This window comes from Pseudomonas sp. AC070, assembly GCF_979258635.1.
In genome coordinates this window covers 2,956,155-2,970,942 of the sequence record NZ_OZ409871.1, presented here as the reverse complement: position 1 = coordinate 2,970,942, position 14,788 = coordinate 2,956,155, and the positions used below count along the sequence as shown (strand labels likewise).

Sequence of the window (14,788 nt, the reverse complement as noted above, 5' to 3'; positions counted from 1 at the left end):
TTACTCCTGGTCGCTCAGTGCGCTGCGGCGGCGCACCTGGTCCCCGCGTTGCACCTTGGCGACTTCCGCCGCCACAAGCCGCGCGAGCATTTGTTCGTCCATTCCCTGCGCCGCATACACCTTGATCGTTATCGGTGCGGCCTGCTGGACGGCAGGGACGCCGCCTCCGCCGATTGCGCTTAACGGCGGCCGGTTATCCATGGCGAGCGCTGTACCCGCAGCCCCGAGGGTGACGGCCCCGGCGGCTGCGAGTTTTTTGCCAATCTCAACTACGGCCGCCAACGGACCCTTTTCACCGTTCTGTAGGCCTTGCTCTAGGCCGGCCATCGTGAACCCGCCGAGGCTGGCGAAAACGCGAGACGGGGAATGGATGCCCAGCTTTTCCTTGAACCAGTTAATGGTCGATTCACCTGCGCCGGTGATGGCCTCTTTCACTTTGCCTAATCCTTCGCTGATGCCCTGGACCATGCCCTGCATAAGCATCAAGCCGAATTCGCTGAATTTGGCCGGCATCTCAACGCCGAAGTAATTCATCACGCCGGCGAACACGCGATAGAACAGCCCCAACGGGCTGAAGTTGAGAATTAGCGCTGTGATCCCTGCGAAGCCGCCGCTCAGGCCTGCTTTGACTTCCTCCCAAAGTCCGAGGAAGTAAGCCTTGATCGGGTCCCAGTATTTGTAGATCAGGTAGACCGCACCGGCGATGGCCATCACCGCCAAGCCGATGGGGTTCATCATCAGGGCGCGCCCGATCCACAGCACCGCACGACCTACCCACAGGAAAGCGCTGCCCAATCCTTTAAGCGCCGCAACGGCGCCGAGGCTCTTGATACCTAGCAGCGTGAGCGCGTAGCGGACGATGGCAAAGGGGCCGAGGAAGCTGGCGAGCGTGAGCATGAGCCCACCACCTACAGCCAACAGCAAGGCCAACCCCGCCGCCGTTTTGACGATGGCAGCGGTCAGCGCGGGGTGTTCCTTTACCCAGTTCTTTACGCTGACGGCCAGTTCGCCGATGCCCTCGATCAGGTCTTTGAGCTCTGGCGCGATTGTTTCGCCGATCTCGCTCATGGCGTTGGTCCAACTGCCCTCGGCGGCTTCGGTCATGTTGGTCAGAGTGCCGAGCTGTTCATTCACACGGGTGCGCAGATCGGCCTGTGCGGAAAGCTTGGCCGCCACCTCGTTATAGCCGCCCAGCCCCTTTGCCATCATGGTGTTGAGGGTTGTGATGGTCTCGCTATCGTCGCCAAACATTTGCTTGAGCAAAGCCAGGCGATTTTCCGTCGTAAGCCCCTGCAGTTTTTCCAGTTGGGCGTACATTTTCTCGATGCCGCCGAACTCGCCTTTGCCGTCGGTGAAATCCAGTTGCAACTTGATGCCCTTGGTCACCTTCAAATCGCCCAGCGCTTGCTGGATTTTGTCGTTGTTCATCGCCCCTTGGAAAATCTTCCGGTAGGCGTTGCCTGCTGCGCCGCCTTCCATGCCGGCCTGGTCCATCATCACCAGGAGAGGGGTGAGCACTTTGGAGGCTTCCAGGCCCTGCTTCTTGATGATGTCCATGACCGGGGAAATCTTGCTGAAGCCCTGGAGCATGTTTCCGCTGTCGACGCCGAGGTAGTAGCCGCGCTGGATGGTGTCCATCAACGACATCATGTCTTTCTCGCTGGTGCGAGTGGCGTCCTGCATCTTGGCTGCGAACTCAGCAGCAGCGGTCACCGGCATTTGCAACTGCACCCCAAGATAGGCCGCCGCTTCCCCTGTCCCGCCCAGCACGTTGGCAGCGCTCAGGCCTTGGCGCCGGAGCATTGTCATCATTTCCTGAAAATCCGCGGTGGTGCCTGGCAGTCGATCACCCAGCGTCGTGGCGAGGTCGCTGATCCGCTTGAAGTCTTCCGGCACTTTGCCGGTGGCGTCCATCATCGACACCTTGAGTTGGGTGGCTGCGTTCTCGGCTGGAGCAAACGCGTCGACGATGCTTTTCAGCGGTCGCGAGATTCCATATGCAGTGCCTAATCCAGCAGCGCCGCCAGCGGCCATGCTGCCAGCCAGGTGTTGAGATTTGTCGAACTGTGCTCGAGCAGACGCGAGGCGTTTTTGCTGCTGCACTAAGGCCTGCATACGCTTGCTTTGTGTGGTGATGGCCTCGTTGGTTTCCTGGATCCGCTGCTTTAGTTCGCGCGAGTGGCCGCTCAGATTCTTGGTGCTTATGCCTGCGTCAGTTAGCCGATTGCGTAGCCCTTGGAGCTGAACCTGTTGCTCCTGGTGCTTACGCTTGAGGTCGGAGGCGACGCGCATCGCGCTCTGCATGTTCGCGACCATTTCCCGCGTAGGCACACCGGTATTAGCCATCTCGCGGCTGAGGGCTTTGACGCGCGCTTTGGCGTCCTCAAGTTCTGAGCCGGTCTTTGCGCTGGCGTTACGCATGATCGTCCAACTGCGGATGTCGGACTGCTGCGCTTGCAGGGATTTGAGCTGGTCGCGATTGCGCTTGAGCTCCTGGCCGAGGCCGACGCTGCCCCGGGTGATGGCGCGGATAGGTCGAAGAGCGCGGTCCACGGCCTGGAGCACGAGCTGCATCTTCAGATCATTGGCCATGGTTTTTCTCCCAGCGAATCCTGGCCCGTTCGCGCCATTCCATCAGTTCAGATAGGGACAGCGGATCGATCTCCGCCGGCCCCCAGTGAAAGACCATGGCCAGGTCGGCCATGGCGTCTTCTACGCAACGAGGACACCCTCCCGCGCCGACTTCGTCAGTAAAAAACTTGCGACCGCCACGCCGCACTGGAGCAGGTCGGCCGGGTCCATCAAGCCGATTTCATGCTCAGTGAGCGCCGGGGTCGAGATTCGTGGCAGTACCTTGCGAAGCGCCAGTACGTCCATCTGTGCCAGGTCCGACAAAGTGACGCCACGCAGCGAGCCGCTGAGGGGTTTGCGCAGGATCACCTGGTTGATCTTCGTGTCACCGCGAACGATGGGCGTGTCCAGTTCGATAATTTCTTCGTTGGGGTTTTTCGCCGGTGCTGCGAGTGCCACGGCTTCGAGGGTTTCGGTCTTTTCCATGATGCGGCTCCTTGGGGAAGGGGGGGCGCCGCAACGCGCGGCGCGTGGTTGTGAATGGGGTGCGACCAATGCCTGCGTTACAGGCCGATGTTTTGCCGATGCTTGGCGAGCAGATCGACGCCGTCGACGATGAACACGAAGTTCAGGAGATCGACCTCGACGATGTCGACGCTATCTACCGTCAGCTTGTAGTAGGTGCAGGTGGTGGTGATTTCGTGCTCGGTGTCTTCACCAGGGGCCGCGTCGCCGAAGCCAATTTCTTCATGTCGGCCACGAACCGTTATCTCGACGGCGCTGATCTCGCCGGTGTCATCGCGCTGAACCGAGCCGGCAAAGCGCAAGGGAACGCCGTCAGCGCGTACCGTGCCGTACTGGCGCATGACGGTTAGATCCCAGCCGCCCAGCGTGAATTTGAGCTCGATGCCGTCGTCGCTGTGTCCGAGGTCGACTTTGACCGGGCCGTCCATGCCACCGCCTCGGAAGGCCTCCATCTTGCGGGCCAGGTTCGGCAAGGTGACGGACTTGGCTACGCCCTGGTAGCTGTTGCCGTCGTTGAACAGGTTCATGTGCTTGAGCTTTTTGGGCAGCGCCATGGTGGTGCTCTCCTACGGCGCGGCCGAGGCCGCGCAGGTGAATGGGTTAGGCCTTGACGGTGTCGGCGAAGGTCATCAGATAGCGGTCAGTGATGCGCTGGCGGAACAGCAGGTTCTCCAGCGGCGGCACCGGGGTGTAGTCGTAGTCCAGGAACAACTTGCCAGCCTTGAGAGTGGTGGCGTCGTTGGCGGCGGGGTCGTACCAGCACTGGCCGTCGATGATGTAGCCGCCGTTTTTCAGCTCGCGGAATTTCGCGTTAACGCCTGCGACGATGTCTTTCACCAGGCTGCCATGCATGGGTTTGTCCACGGCCCAAAAATGCGCCTCGGCCATGGTGTCAGCGAGCACTTGAGCGGTGCGGGTGTAGTTCTCGAAGGCGAACAGCGGGTCGGCGCTGGTGGTGCGGTTGCCCCAAAAGCGGAAGCCTTCGCGACGGATCAGGGTGGTGACGTCGGCGGCGTTCAACAGGCCGGCGTCGGTGGCTGGGTTTTGCAGATCCCAGAAAATGTCCTTCGACAGGCCCGACACGCCGTTGACCGGCACGTTGGAAAGGGTTTTGTGCCAGCCGATCTGTTCGTCGATTTTGGCGCGCAAGCCCAAAGCACGCGCTACGGCAGACGCGGGCGCGTTGCTGTTGGTTGCGGTGTCCCAGTTCACGAAGTCGGGCCAGATCAGCATCAGTTCACGCGAGCCAAACCCCTCGCGGTAAGCGGTGGCCTCGGCAACGGTTTGACAGTTCCAGACGCTGGCGTAAGCGAAGGCGCGCATTTTCTCGGCGATGGCAGCCAGCTCGGTGGTGACGGCGAGGTTATCCAGTCCAGGTACGCCGAGAATGCGCGGGCGCACACCGAGCTGCACTTCCGCCGCCAGCAACGCTTTGAGACCCGTGTAGTGGCCTTGGGCTGTAACGCCGCCGATGATCTTGGAGGTTTGGTCGGCCTCTTTCGCTGACGCATCGGCGCCGACGCCGTCCTCTACGCGTACCACGACGGTGACGGGGCTGGCCTGGTCGGCGATGGCGTCCAGGCTGCGGGCGAGGGTGCCCAGCTTGCCTGCTTTGCCGGATGCGGTGAGCACGTCGGTCAGCAGGACCGGCTTATTGAGTGGGAAGGTGGCTTCATCGGCATCGCTGCCGGTGCAGACCATGCCCACCACGGCGGTGGCGATGGTGCGAATGGGTCGGATGCCCTCGTTGATTTCGAGGACGCGGACGCCGTGATGGTAATCGGTGGCCATTGGGCAGCTCCTGGTGGGCGTGGTGCCAGTTCAGTGAGCCTTGAGGGTGACGCGCGCGCGCAAGCGGCGCGAGCGGTGGGCGGTGTAGCGGGGCACGCTACAGGGCAGGCATAAAAAAGCCCCGCAGATGCGAGGCAATCCTCCCCAGGAAAACGGTTAAGCGCCGGTGTTGTTACCGATGCCGGCGACAGACGCCTCAATGGCCGCAACGGTCTCGGCGGCGATGTCCTCAGCTTGTTCGGTATTGCCAGCGGCGAGCGCGATGCGGATGAGCTCTTTGGCTTGGAGACGCGTTTCGCGAAGAACATAAAGCGCCTCGGTGTATGCAGCTGCCTCGGCGAGGATGCTTTCGGCCGCCTGTTGTGGTGTGCGCCCGTTAATGGCCCACGCAGCGACAGTGCGCGGCGGTTCGCCTTGGAAGCCGGCAGCGGCAAAGGCCTCAGCTTCTACGCGTGCGCGGTCGTATTCGACGGCGCGCAACGGATCGCCAGCAACCTTGGCGCGGGCCATGTCGGCGGCCGCGTCAATCAGCGCGCACAGGCGAATCTCCGGCGCAATGACCGGCTCTGGCTTAACCAAGGCGATCAGCGCGGCGGGGACTTCGATAGGTTCGGCCGCCGCTGGTCGCATCGCTTCGATACGTTCCTCCAGCTGAGCGGCTGAAAGGTTCTCAGCGCTCAGCAGGTCGCCTGGAATGTAGTGGTTGAGGGTTACGTTCCCCCAGTCGATGACCATTGTCCCGAGGGCTGTGGATACAGAAAGGACTTCAAAATTGCTCAAGACACGACTCCTTTAACGCGGTCTGTGGAATTGCCGGCGGCGAACGTGAACACGTTTCCCCCCGAAATAATTGCTGCACCAGGTGCGCCACCGGCCCAAGGGCCTGACGTGGAATAGGTGGTGTTCGACCATCCGACACTGCCCGCTGCCCCGGCTACGCCAGCAGCTCCGCCAGCACCGCCTGTACCGCCAGCACCATCCCCCGGGTATGACGAGCCACCGGCGCCGGCAACGGCAGCGCTTACGCCTTCGCCTGCGCCACCGGCGCCGCCGTACACCATCTTCGCGCCGCCACCTGAACGAATGCTGCGGTGCTGGCCAAGACCACCACCACCACCGCCGCCCTGGATGTAGCCGCGTGAGTTATCCAGCGTGGTCGCAAATTCCAGAAGTAAGCCGGTTCCACCTGGCTGACCTTCGGCGGCGGCGCCACCGGCACCACCTGCGCCCTTGATGTATCCCTCGTTGATTACCAGGAGCGTCGAGCCCGCTGGAAATACGCCGGTTCGTAGCGCGGCCGCAGAGACGCCGCGAAGCACCGCTTTGTTGATGAACACGTACTCGCGCGGCTTGGTGGGCGAGCCCATCAGCGAATAGATGCTGGCGTCAGCCAGGTCGGCGAGGTTCGTGTAGACGATGCGGCGGCGCCAGGAGCGCTTCCAAGTGTCGGCGGCGACCTTTACCCAAAGCACCTCCCCGTTACGCCAACCGTCGGCCATCTTGGCGCTCGGCATGACGCCAGCCTTTTGCCCAGCCGGGGTTTTAGCGTGGAAATTCATGTTTCCACCTGCAGCCAGATGGTGCCCACCACGCCATCGGCGGGCGTAGGCGCTGCGGTGGAAATCACAATGCGGTCCGCTGGAAACGCGTCAGTGATGCCGTATCCAGCGAGGGTTGTCGGGTTTGTTCCGCTGACCACTTGCCCTCGTTTGTTTACCGTCACGCTGCGGTACGTGCCGGCCGCGATGCCTGACTGGCCGGCAACGAGCTCGAAGACCAGTCCGGTGGTGCCGAGGACGATTGGACCGTCGGTGACGAGAAGCCAGGTGCTATCGGCGTTCGCGTTGCCGCGCTCAACCGTAACCAGCAGGCCGGGGGTTACTTCGCTGTTCGAGTCGGCGTCGATAGCGCGGGTCCAGGCGCCGGCCGCTGCGATCCAAAGACCGTTGTCCTTCGGGTCGGTTTTGTCTTTGACCAGGACGCGTGTGCCGGCAGTAAGTGCCACCGTCCAATCGCCCCCAGCCTGAACGGCCAACCCGCTGAGGTTGATGTTGGCGACGGTCGTGTACTGCACGCTTTGTTTGCCGTCCATGGCGTTGATTCCGGCAGCGATCATCGCTTGGACTTCGGCCTCGGTGGTGTACTGCGGGTGCGGGTCGGCGCCCGCTAGATGGTTGACCATGATCGCGTCCGCATAGGCGCGGGTGGCCAACACTACCGACGGGTCGATCTTCAGTTGCACGGCGGCGGTGCTGGAAACGATGAGCACCATGCGCATGACTTGGGTCTTGCCAGAGCCTTCCGCCACTACCGGTTTGTAGCTTGGCGGACAGTTGGCGACGGCGATCAAGTCCCCCACGTCGTCATACAAACCCATCTCCCGAAGCCAGTAGCCGCCCTCAGATTCGGGGATCACGAGCTCGGCGATGATCTGGCTGGTGTTAAGCGGGTCGACGATCAGGCTGTTGAGATCTGCGCGGTACGTTTCGCGTACCAGAGCCGTTTGCGTGCGGGTGGGGTTGGGCAGGGCGCCGTTCCCGTCGCCGACGGCCATACGGCTGATTTGCAACGGGGTGCCCAACGCGGTGGCGTTGGCAAGCTTGGCTTCGCCGATGGCCGTGAGCAGTGCGAAATAGGTTTGGCTCATTGGTAAACGCTCGTGGTTTCGATGATATGGGCGGCGCCGCCAAACAGTACGGCGGGGGCTCCGACTTCAATCGGGCCGGGTTCGTATAGGTAAACAGTCGTGACTTCACCGGTCAGGCCGGCCGCGCCGACGTGGAGGTTGCCGCGAACCTCCAGGCCCACGGCTAAGCCAACCAGGTGGCGGCTGAGTGGCTTGGCGTCATCGATCAGCCAGCTCAGCTCCTGGTACATGGCCTCGGTGATGCCGGTGTCGAGCACGCCAATCAGCAGCCGAAACGTGCCGGGGACGCCGAGCGGCGCCTCTTCCCACCATTCCTGCACCTCGATCAGGTAGCCGAGGGGCTCCACCACCCGCCGCAGCGCGCCGATGGTTCCCTTGTGGGCATGGATGAAGTACGCCGATTTGATGGCCTGCCGCTTGGCGCTTTCCGGCCAGGCCTGAGACCAGCGGTCTACCGAAAACGCCCACGCGAGATACGGCAGCAGGTCAACCGGGCAGGTGTCTGGATTCCATAAATCCCGCAGCGGGACCGGCACGCGCTCGATCTGCGCCAAGGCCTGAGCAGCAAGACGCTCAAGCTCCGTAGCGTTGCTTGGCAAAAGGCGGGCGGCCATTACTCAGCCACCCCGACGGTGTAGCCGGTGCAGTACGGCGCCTGTTCCAGGGTCGCGACGATATCGACCCAACCGACCAGGTCTACGCGTTTCACGCCTTCGATGTGCATGGCTGCGTCAAGCGCCGAACGGTTCACTTCCTGGCCAAGGCGCCGGCGTTTTCCAACCAACGCAGCCAGGCGTTTTTCGGCGGCTGCGCGAATGGGTTCGCTCTCCGGGCCGGAATTGAGTAGGTGGAGGACTGCCTGCACGGTGTAGGGCAATACCTCCGCGCTTTGCACCGTCAGCCGGTCTGCCAACGGGCGGCGGTCTTCATCGCTGAGGTAGGCCAGCACTGCGGCCAACTCTTCCGGCGAGGCGGCGCCATTGCCCAGTGCGCTCTGCACGGTGACGACAACCTCGGCCGGCGCCGGGCTGTGTGCCGTGGCGTCTGCAACTCGGCCGTCCGCACTGCGGGCGTGAAAAATATAGGCATTGCGAGGCCCCGCGACAGACAGGCCTTCCATTGCCATCTGGATCCGCTCGCGCAGCGCGTCGTCCAGTTCCATGACCGCCGCCACGGGCGGAACAACGGTGTCATCCGCTGGTGTGATTACCAGGCGCGAGACGTTGAAGCGCGCACCGATCTGCTCCAGATCCGCACCCTTGGCGAACGCCAGCAATACGGCAAGCGATGCCTCGTTGACGCGTTGGCGCAGCAACGTTTCGCGGTATGCGCTCTCCTGGAGCAGTTTGGTCAGCGGTTCCGATTCAAGCGCCAGCGTTGCCGCAACTTCGGCCTGTTGGCCGGCTGGCCAGAGACTGACCGCGTAGGCTTTGCGCTCGGACAGGATCGCCTCGTAGTCGATTTGTTCGACCACACTTGGCGGCGGTAGCTGGTTGAGATCGATGGGCGTAAAGGTGACGGTCATGCAGCGGCCCCCATGCTCAGCGGCACGCGCAGGCTGAGCGCTTCGTTGGTGTCTGTGCGCGTACCCTCGACGTCCAGAATCGCCTGGCCGGCGACCTCGCCCTGGGTAAGCTTCACGCTGTTGAGGCGGATCCGCGGCTCCCAGCGCATGAGGGCCATCGCCACTGCTGCGTAGGCCTGCAAGCGCGTGGCGTTGTTGAATGGGGCGTCGATCAGATCCACCAGGTAGCTGCCGTATTCACGACGCATTACGCGGCTGCCGATGGGGGTGGTAAGGATGTCGGCAATCGACTGCGCCAGATGGGCGCTGCCGGTCACCGTCCGGCCCGTTTTCGAGCTCATGCCGATCATTGCGGGCTCCCGGTTTGGCTATTACCGAACTGGACACCACCGTGCGTGTGGCTTACCAGGCTGATGCCTGCGGCGACTACGTCATCGCTGACAGTGACCAGCCCCGTTATTTGCTGGTTGCCTTCTTGGGTGTAGTCGCCCTTGTGGGTGATCGAACCCTCTATGTGGATGCCGCCAGTGCTGACCAGGTGCGTTACGCCGCCCGCTGGAAGCGTCGCGCGCAGGACGTGGGAAACGAAGTCATATTCCACAACTGCCCCGTCGGCGTAGGTACGGCGGTGCAGGCCTTCGCGGTCGCCATTCGCTGGGTTGGCGTCGCTGAACAGACCGACCAAAGCCACGCCTTGCGTGAGTAGGCCTGACGGGCTGAGCAGGACGGCTTGTTCACCGATGGTGGGCGGGTCCCATTCTTTCGAGGATCCGGCACGAAGGGCGAGCCATGGCACCCAGGAGCTCGTGACGTTCCCGCTTTTCACCCGCACGCGCGGCGGCTCGACCTGTACGTCGGCAACGGTGCCGAGGCGGACCAGGTTCTCAATGAGGCGGGCAAGTTCGGCGAGACTGTTCATGCCCCCAATGTTGGGGCTCACGCGCGCGGGGCGCACTTTTTGAGGGCTGGAGCGGGGCGCGCTACAGGGTCGGATTAACCGGCGAGATGGTCGAGGATATGGTCGCGGATCATTTCGATATCCGCCTCGGAAAAGCCCAGCAGCTCACGGCGCTCATATTGCACGTCGGCTTGGCCTCGCGCGGGGCGGTCGCGTAGTCCGAATTGGTGAACGCGTGCAATGCGGGACACCCGGCCGGCAAAACCGAGGGTAATGCCAGCGGCGCTGCTGCGCAGCTTTAGGTGTTTGGCTTGGCGCAGCTTGCTGAACATTTGCCGCTTGATCCGACCGACTTTGCCTCGCAATTTGCGGGGCTTGCGGGTGGCGTATGGGGTGCCGTCCGGGTTTCGCTGAGCTGCGATGCGCTGCTGTTGGTTGCGGCGCAATTTGCGGCCCAGCTCTGAGCTGAGTTTCCGTTGTTCACCAGGTGAAAGCTTGGCTAGTAAAAGGCCTGCCCATTCTTCCAGCGCTTGCAGGTTATCGCTCACAGATCGAAGTCCGGCTCGTCGGGGTGGTTGATGTCGAGTGTGTCGTCGGCGTTGCGCTTGACGATCACTCGCTCGGTGAGCGGCAGGCTCAGGGCCATATCAACTTTGCCCCCGTCCAGGACGTCAGCCTCGAAGCCTATGGCATCTTTGCCGCGCTCCAGGTTCGTCAGCAGCTCCGGCTGTTGACGCCGCAGCCAGGCGAGCAGAGGCACAAAAACGCTGTCCGGGTGCCCTGCAAAGTCGGTAAGGATTACCTGCAAGGTGTAGCCGTATTCAAACGACAGACCGGTCGCGGCGGTACAGCGAACCGTACCGCTGTCGATGAAGATCAACAGGCGGTCGGGGTTGTGTTTGAGTTCGGCAAGCGACGCCAGCAAGTGTTCGCGCAGGCTGTTGGGTTTGTTCATTGGGCCGCCGCCTTCTGTTGCTCCTGGTAGACCATATCGACCTTGGCGGCGCAGCTGGCCCAGTCCGCCTCCGTGGCATCCTGGTCGTCGAGAAGCTCCCCGTTTTTGTCGGGCTTAGTTGCGCTCAATGTGCACGGCGTTACGACCGGACAACCACTTACGATAATTTGCCGCTCCGGTGATGGCGGGGCGCTCGCGCAGGCGCCGAGCAGCAGCAGGCAACTCAACGTCAGCCCATTCGCGTAGTTCAGTGTTTTCACGTTTCAGCTCCTTGATTTGTTGCTTGCGCACGTCCAGCTCGCGGCGCAGATCCTGGCCGGCCAGTTGCAGGCCTACCTGCGCATCTCGCTCATCGCTGAGTGAATCGCGCAGGCTGGTGATGGTGTTGGCATCGCGCTCAATGCGCTCTTCCGCTTCGCGCTGCTGCTGGGCAGCGAGCGCGGCTGCGGCTTCTTCATTGGCCGTGCGCAGGTGCTGGGTCCAGAGCAATAGCGCGAGAGCAGCGAGTAGCGCACCGCCATACAGCGCCTGACGTAGCGGGCTCATTTGCGGTGCCAGCCGGCGGCATTCATGGACGCCTCGTCCAGCGAATGGACGTCCCCTAGCACCACGGTCAGTCGGACATCTGGTCGCGAACTGATGAGCTCCTTGGCGAAGGCCTCGAACGTTTCTTCGTCGGTATCGGCGGGCACGCACACGACGTCCCCATCTCGAAGCTCCAAGCGCCGCGCTTTACCGGCGACGCTCATGCCGCCACCTGGCCGCAGCCGCATTTGGCGTGGCGTTCGTAGGCACGCTCAAGCTTCACGTCGTAAAGGTTTCGGGCGTAGCCCGGGCCGTTGTAGCCCTTGGCGAAGGCCTGCCACTTTTTCGCCTTCAACGCCTTGTGCAGAGCCGGGTCCGCTTCGATGAACCGAACGAAGGCCTCGAACTGCTGGTTTTCGTCCTTGCTCATCAGCAAAACGAACTCGTCGACGCTGGGGTAGCCAAGGCGCTCGGCGTGGTAGCCCATGATTTGGAATGCGCCCCAACTGGCCGACTCGTTTGCGCAACGCGCATCAATCATTCGGGCCTGTGCCAGGCGTTGGTGTTCGCCAACACCGCCGACATAACCGCCGGGCTTGGTGCTCACGACGGAGGGAAACTGCGCGGCCAGCTCTGCGGCGTGTCTTTCTAATGCGGCTCGGTCGTCGTCTGCGGATCGGGCTAGCGACAGGCGCTCAAACATGACGTGCCGCTCGAACAGGATTTTCGGTTTCCCGTTCGCGAGGAACCCTTCGCCGAGGCTTTCGACTTCGTTCACGGCATAGATAACAGCCAGCTCGACGCCAAGACGTTCCGCGCCTTTCACTAACGCTGCATTCGCCAGCAGGTTGCGACAGTCAGCCCCGGAAAGCGCGGCCAGCGTCTTGGATCCCGCAGCACCGTCGACGACCAGGCCAGCCTTTCGCTGGAATGCGCGGACGGCTTGTTCAGTGGTGTCGCCGAAGTCGCCGTCGGCCAGCAGCTTGGCGCCGGTGGCGTTTAGTTGCTCCTGGAGGCGGCGAACCCCCATACCTTTAGAACCGAGGCGGAGTGCTTCGCTCATAGCTGTTCAACCTTCTTTTCCAAAGCGTGTTTTGCAGCCGCACGGCTGGTCTCGACGCCCAGCAACCCGACCACGCACGCGAAGAAAGTGCCCGCGCTGGCGGGGGCACCGATGAATTCGGCGCCGTAGTGCACGCCCACGCCGAGCAGGCCGCAGAGAGGGGCCTCCATAGCGATCTGGCGCACGCGGCCACCGGTGTAAATGATTCGCCAAGCCGCCACCATCAAGGCGAGGCCGCCGGCGTACAGCGCTGGGAAGTTTTGCTCCAGCCAGGCGGCGAACCAGGCCCACGTTTCGGGACGGTCAGGCATTCGCTTCATTCCTTTCACCCTGCGCACGCGCGTAGGTGGGCTGTTCAAGCGGCAACTGGTTGATGCGCCGCACCACCTCACTCAGCAGAACCGGACTGAAGCGAGGGGCCGCTTCCGACAGGCCCAAGCCGGCCGCGCAGAACTCGCTGCAAAACATGCGGGTTTTGTTGTCGATGGCGAGCGGCAAGAATTGGGAAAGCACGATGCCGAGCCAGTCGTAGCCCTTGCCTTTGTGCTTGGCGAACAGTTGCTCAATGAGCGGAACGCTCGCCCAAGGCATAGGGATCAGGTCCCAATGGTCCGGGTCAAAATCGACGTTCTTCGCGCGGACGCCACCGTCCATTGCGCTCGCCGAAAGCCAGCGGCCGTCGGGCATTACCAGCTCGCAATGGCTGTATTTGGAGCGGGTCCACAAACGGATCATCCAGTTGAAGAGTTTGCCGCGTGCCTTGTAGAGCGCGAGGAAGACGACGGCCGTGTCTTGATTCAATCCCATAGGTTCACCACTTGGCGTTGTTCAGGTTGGGGGGCGGCTTCCGGCAGAGTGACCGGGGTGCCGTGGGGAATGATTGGGCCGAAGTCGGCCAAGCCTGGATTGGCATCGAGCACTGCTTCGGTGACGCCAGCGGTGCGGCCGTAGTAGTGCCAGCAGAGGCTGTCTACGGTGTCACCCTGCGAGGCGATCACGGTGGCCACTACAGCAGCTCCACGGTGGCGTGGCTGATGCCCAAAATAGTCCGCAGCGCCTTGCGTGCGTCGCGCCGTAACTGGTCCGGGCTGCTCACTTCCTCGGTGACTTTTTGCTCGCCGCTGTTGGTCGCGTCGAAGCTGTTGTAACGCTCGATCAGCTCGGCTAACGCGCCGGTGTAAATGACGCGGCGGTACAGATGAACCTGTTGGCTTTCGCCTTTGATCATTTCGCTGGGCACGGCCGCCAAGGTGGCGAAGCCTTCGGCCTGGCGCTTCGCGCGATAGCCAGCGAGCTCGCGGTTGGCCTCGATCATGGCGTTGACGGTGGCCACCTCAAGGCGTGCGTCAGTGACGCTTGAGTCGATACGCATCGCGGCGCGCAATTTCTGGCCATCGATCTCCGGCCAAAAATCCGCATTGCTGATCGGGTAGGCGTCATTTGGTGTGCCGCCGGCTACGAATCCGCTCATGCCTATCACTCGTGAAAGTCGGCGGTGGTCGGGGCGTCACAGCGAGGCCAAGGAGTGAGGCCTGCTGATCAGCCCCGAGCCGCCGGGGTTGCGGGGGACCGCTCGGTTAGCTGGCAGGGCCAGCGTGTTTTTTGAGAAGGCGCTCGACGTTGCCCAGGTCGGTTTTGCCACCGCAGGCGTCGTGCAGCTCGATGGCGCGCGTGAGTGCAACTTTCGCTGCGTTCAAACGCTCCACGGCCGGGCCGTCAATCTGCTCGGGGTTAACGGACTTGAGGGCGGTTTTGCCAATGGCCAGAAACAACTTGGCGCGCGCCTGATCAGGCATGTCGTGCTCGGCGGTCAATACGCGAGCGCGCTCCAGAATCACCGGATCGAAGCTGCCGCCGTCGGGCTTGAGCGCTTTGAGCGCGGCTTCCGCCACTTCCTCGGCCACCACGCAGCCGGTGGAGCGGTTAAAGCGATCCGGCATTTTCAGGCCGTACTGTAGAACGTAGGCAGCGACGTCCAGACCGCCAGCGAAGTCGCCTGCGTCAAAGCGCCAAAGCATGGTGGTGACGACTACGTCGTCCTGTGCGCCCTTGCCTGCTGACAGCACCCCCTCAATGTATGGCGCGTACTGCGGCAACAGTTCGACCTTGAGCGCCGCTTTGGCTTCGGTGGATTGCAGATTGCTGAGGCGCAGTTGGTCCTGGTGAAGCTGGGCCATTTGCACTTCATAACCTGTGGCGCCCTCCATCAGGGCGGCCGGTGCGGTCATAGCTGCCTCCATGGCAGCGCGTTTGCGCTGCTGGTTGGCTTGGGCAAGGGTCAGTCCCAT

The 14,788-nt window shown here is 62.6% G+C and carries 23 protein-coding genes; all 23 read right to left on the bottom strand.

Features of this window, described 5'->3' with window-relative positions; genetic code table 11:
• Positions 1–2,592, bottom strand: a complete 2,592-nt coding sequence (locus ACZZ0Q_RS13260; RefSeq protein WP_463541983.1) for a phage tail tape measure protein — start codon at positions 2,590–2,592, stop codon at positions 1–3.
• Positions 2,582–2,704 carry a GpE family phage tail protein gene (locus ACZZ0Q_RS13255; protein ID WP_463541984.1) on the bottom strand — a complete coding sequence of 41 codons (123 nt, stop codon included), beginning with the start codon at positions 2,702–2,704 and terminating at the stop codon, positions 2,582–2,584. Before ACZZ0Q_RS13255 ends, ACZZ0Q_RS13260 begins: the two co-directional genes overlap by 11 nt.
• 8 nt (positions 2,705–2,712) lie before the next feature.
• Complete coding sequence (locus tag ACZZ0Q_RS13250) at positions 2,713–3,057, bottom strand: phage tail assembly protein (RefSeq protein ID WP_463541985.1); 345 nt, start codon at positions 3,055–3,057, stop codon at positions 2,713–2,715.
• Positions 3,058–3,134: 77 nt separating this feature from the next.
• Positions 3,135–3,650 (bottom strand): phage major tail tube protein, encoded by a 516-nt coding sequence (locus ACZZ0Q_RS13245; RefSeq protein WP_463541986.1) that lies wholly within the window; start codon positions 3,648–3,650, stop codon positions 3,135–3,137.
• 46 nt (positions 3,651–3,696) lie between these two features.
• Positions 3,697–4,887, bottom strand: a complete 1,191-nt coding sequence (locus ACZZ0Q_RS13240) for a phage tail sheath protein (RefSeq protein ID WP_463541987.1) — start codon at positions 4,885–4,887, stop codon at positions 3,697–3,699.
• A gap of 156 nt (positions 4,888–5,043) precedes the next feature.
• A complete protein-coding gene (locus ACZZ0Q_RS13235) occupies positions 5,044–5,667 on the bottom strand; it encodes a phage tail protein (RefSeq protein ID WP_463541988.1) in 624 nt (207 codons plus the stop codon).
• On the bottom strand, positions 5,664–6,446 hold the full coding sequence (locus ACZZ0Q_RS13230; RefSeq protein WP_463560656.1) for a hypothetical protein: 783 nt from the start codon (positions 6,444–6,446) through the stop codon (positions 5,664–5,666). The genes ACZZ0Q_RS13235 and ACZZ0Q_RS13230 overlap by 4 nt, the downstream gene beginning before the upstream one ends.
• Entirely contained in the window at positions 6,443–7,534 is a 1,092-nt protein-coding gene (locus tag ACZZ0Q_RS13225) for a phage tail protein (RefSeq protein ID WP_463541990.1), read from the bottom strand. Before ACZZ0Q_RS13225 ends, ACZZ0Q_RS13230 begins: the two co-directional genes overlap by 4 nt.
• Entirely contained in the window at positions 7,531–8,148 is a 618-nt protein-coding gene (locus ACZZ0Q_RS13220) for a phage tail protein I (protein ID WP_463541991.1), read from the bottom strand. Before ACZZ0Q_RS13220 ends, ACZZ0Q_RS13225 begins: the two co-directional genes overlap by 4 nt.
• Positions 8,148–9,059 carry a baseplate J/gp47 family protein gene (locus ACZZ0Q_RS13215; protein WP_463541992.1) on the bottom strand — a complete coding sequence of 304 codons (912 nt, stop codon included), beginning with the start codon at positions 9,057–9,059 and terminating at the stop codon, positions 8,148–8,150. Before ACZZ0Q_RS13215 ends, ACZZ0Q_RS13220 begins: the two co-directional genes overlap by 1 nt.
• The gene (locus ACZZ0Q_RS13210) at positions 9,056–9,409 is read right to left on the bottom strand and encodes a GPW/gp25 family protein (protein ID WP_463541993.1); all 354 of its coding nucleotides are present in this window, start codon (positions 9,407–9,409) and stop codon (positions 9,056–9,058) included. Before ACZZ0Q_RS13210 ends, ACZZ0Q_RS13215 begins: the two co-directional genes overlap by 4 nt.
• Entirely contained in the window at positions 9,406–9,978 is a 573-nt protein-coding gene (locus ACZZ0Q_RS13205) for a phage baseplate assembly protein V (RefSeq protein ID WP_463541994.1), read from the bottom strand. Before ACZZ0Q_RS13205 ends, ACZZ0Q_RS13210 begins: the two co-directional genes overlap by 4 nt.
• 74 nt (positions 9,979–10,052) lie before the next feature.
• Positions 10,053–10,505 (bottom strand): phage virion morphogenesis protein, encoded by a 453-nt coding sequence (locus ACZZ0Q_RS13200; protein ID WP_463541995.1) that lies wholly within the window; start codon positions 10,503–10,505, stop codon positions 10,053–10,055.
• Positions 10,502–10,912, bottom strand: a complete 411-nt coding sequence (locus ACZZ0Q_RS13195; RefSeq protein WP_463541996.1) for a phage tail protein — start codon at positions 10,910–10,912, stop codon at positions 10,502–10,504. The genes ACZZ0Q_RS13200 and ACZZ0Q_RS13195 overlap by 4 nt, the downstream gene beginning before the upstream one ends.
• Positions 10,909–11,139: an Rz1-like lysis system protein LysC gene (gene lysC / locus ACZZ0Q_RS13190; protein WP_463541997.1), complete on the bottom strand. Its 231-nt coding sequence runs from the start codon at positions 11,137–11,139 to the stop codon at positions 10,909–10,911. Before lysC ends, ACZZ0Q_RS13195 begins: the two co-directional genes overlap by 4 nt.
• The gene (gene lysB, locus ACZZ0Q_RS13185) at positions 11,027–11,458 is read right to left on the bottom strand and encodes an Rz-like lysis system protein LysB (RefSeq protein WP_463541998.1); all 432 of its coding nucleotides are present in this window, start codon (positions 11,456–11,458) and stop codon (positions 11,027–11,029) included. The genes lysC and lysB overlap by 113 nt, the downstream gene beginning before the upstream one ends.
• A complete protein-coding gene (locus ACZZ0Q_RS13180) occupies positions 11,455–11,661 on the bottom strand; it encodes a hypothetical protein (RefSeq protein WP_463541999.1) in 207 nt (68 codons plus the stop codon). The genes lysB and ACZZ0Q_RS13180 overlap by 4 nt, the downstream gene beginning before the upstream one ends.
• On the bottom strand, positions 11,658–12,500 hold the full coding sequence (locus ACZZ0Q_RS13175) for an N-acetylmuramidase domain-containing protein (protein WP_463542000.1): 843 nt from the start codon (positions 12,498–12,500) through the stop codon (positions 11,658–11,660). Before ACZZ0Q_RS13175 ends, ACZZ0Q_RS13180 begins: the two co-directional genes overlap by 4 nt.
• Positions 12,497–12,820 carry a phage holin, lambda family gene (locus ACZZ0Q_RS13170; RefSeq protein WP_463560655.1) on the bottom strand — a complete coding sequence of 108 codons (324 nt, stop codon included), beginning with the start codon at positions 12,818–12,820 and terminating at the stop codon, positions 12,497–12,499. Before ACZZ0Q_RS13170 ends, ACZZ0Q_RS13175 begins: the two co-directional genes overlap by 4 nt.
• On the bottom strand, positions 12,804–13,307 hold the full coding sequence (locus tag ACZZ0Q_RS13165; RefSeq protein WP_463542001.1) for a hypothetical protein: 504 nt from the start codon (positions 13,305–13,307) through the stop codon (positions 12,804–12,806). Before ACZZ0Q_RS13165 ends, ACZZ0Q_RS13170 begins: the two co-directional genes overlap by 17 nt.
• Positions 13,298–13,507, bottom strand: a complete 210-nt coding sequence (locus ACZZ0Q_RS13160; RefSeq protein ID WP_463560653.1) for a tail protein X — start codon at positions 13,505–13,507, stop codon at positions 13,298–13,300. The genes ACZZ0Q_RS13165 and ACZZ0Q_RS13160 overlap by 10 nt, the downstream gene beginning before the upstream one ends.
• Positions 13,507–13,971, bottom strand: coding sequence for a head completion/stabilization protein (locus ACZZ0Q_RS13155; RefSeq protein WP_463542002.1), 465 nt, complete (start codon positions 13,969–13,971; stop codon positions 13,507–13,509). Before ACZZ0Q_RS13155 ends, ACZZ0Q_RS13160 begins: the two co-directional genes overlap by 1 nt.
• A 106-nt stretch (positions 13,972–14,077) precedes the next feature.
• Positions 14,078–14,788, bottom strand: a complete 711-nt coding sequence (gene gpM / locus ACZZ0Q_RS13150) for a phage terminase small subunit (protein WP_463560651.1) — start codon at positions 14,786–14,788, stop codon at positions 14,078–14,080.

Excerpts from the sequence above, each read along its gene's own strand:
- ACZZ0Q_RS13155 (WP_463542002.1), bottom strand. The coding sequence starts at position 13,971 with ATGAGCGGATTCGTAGCCGGCGGCACACCAAATGACGCCTACCCGATC.
- ACZZ0Q_RS13260 (WP_463541983.1), bottom strand. The coding sequence starts at position 2,592 with ATGGCCAATGATCTGAAGATGCAGCTCGTGCTCCAGGCCGTGGACCGC.
- ACZZ0Q_RS13215 (WP_463541992.1), bottom strand. The coding sequence starts at position 9,059 with ATGACCGTCACCTTTACGCCCATCGATCTCAACCAGCTACCGCCGCCA.
- ACZZ0Q_RS13220 (WP_463541991.1), bottom strand. The coding sequence starts at position 8,148 with ATGGCCGCCCGCCTTTTGCCAAGCAACGCTACGGAGCTTGAGCGTCTT.
- lysB (WP_463541998.1), bottom strand. The coding sequence starts at position 11,458 with ATGAGCCCGCTACGTCAGGCGCTGTATGGCGGTGCGCTACTCGCTGCT.
- ACZZ0Q_RS13195 (WP_463541996.1), bottom strand. The coding sequence starts at position 10,912 with ATGAACAAACCCAACAGCCTGCGCGAACACTTGCTGGCGTCGCTTGCC.
- ACZZ0Q_RS13205 (WP_463541994.1), bottom strand. The coding sequence starts at position 9,978 with ATGAACAGTCTCGCCGAACTTGCCCGCCTCATTGAGAACCTGGTCCGC.
- ACZZ0Q_RS13255 (WP_463541984.1), bottom strand. The coding sequence starts at position 2,704 with ATGGCCGACCTGGCCATGGTCTTTCACTGGGGGCCGGCGGAGATCGAT.
- ACZZ0Q_RS13210 (WP_463541993.1), bottom strand. The coding sequence starts at position 9,409 with ATGATCGGCATGAGCTCGAAAACGGGCCGGACGGTGACCGGCAGCGCC.
- gpM (WP_463560651.1), bottom strand. The coding sequence starts at position 14,788 with ATGGGACTGACCCTTGCCCAAGCCAACCAGCAGCGCAAACGCGCTGCC.
- ACZZ0Q_RS13175 (WP_463542000.1), bottom strand. The coding sequence starts at position 12,500 with ATGAGCGAAGCACTCCGCCTCGGTTCTAAAGGTATGGGGGTTCGCCGC.
- ACZZ0Q_RS13250 (WP_463541985.1), bottom strand. The coding sequence starts at position 3,057 with ATGGAAAAGACCGAAACCCTCGAAGCCGTGGCACTCGCAGCACCGGCG.
- ACZZ0Q_RS13165 (WP_463542001.1), bottom strand. The coding sequence starts at position 13,307 with ATGGGATTGAATCAAGACACGGCCGTCGTCTTCCTCGCGCTCTACAAG.
- ACZZ0Q_RS13240 (WP_463541987.1), bottom strand. The coding sequence starts at position 4,887 with ATGGCCACCGATTACCATCACGGCGTCCGCGTCCTCGAAATCAACGAG.
- ACZZ0Q_RS13180 (WP_463541999.1), bottom strand. The coding sequence starts at position 11,661 with ATGAGCGTCGCCGGTAAAGCGCGGCGCTTGGAGCTTCGAGATGGGGAC.
- ACZZ0Q_RS13225 (WP_463541990.1), bottom strand. The coding sequence starts at position 7,534 with ATGAGCCAAACCTATTTCGCACTGCTCACGGCCATCGGCGAAGCCAAG.
- ACZZ0Q_RS13170 (WP_463560655.1), bottom strand. The coding sequence starts at position 12,820 with ATGAAGCGAATGCCTGACCGTCCCGAAACGTGGGCCTGGTTCGCCGCC.
- ACZZ0Q_RS13230 (WP_463560656.1), bottom strand. The coding sequence starts at position 6,446 with ATGAATTTCCACGCTAAAACCCCGGCTGGGCAAAAGGCTGGCGTCATG.
- ACZZ0Q_RS13245 (WP_463541986.1), bottom strand. The coding sequence starts at position 3,650 with ATGGCGCTGCCCAAAAAGCTCAAGCACATGAACCTGTTCAACGACGGC.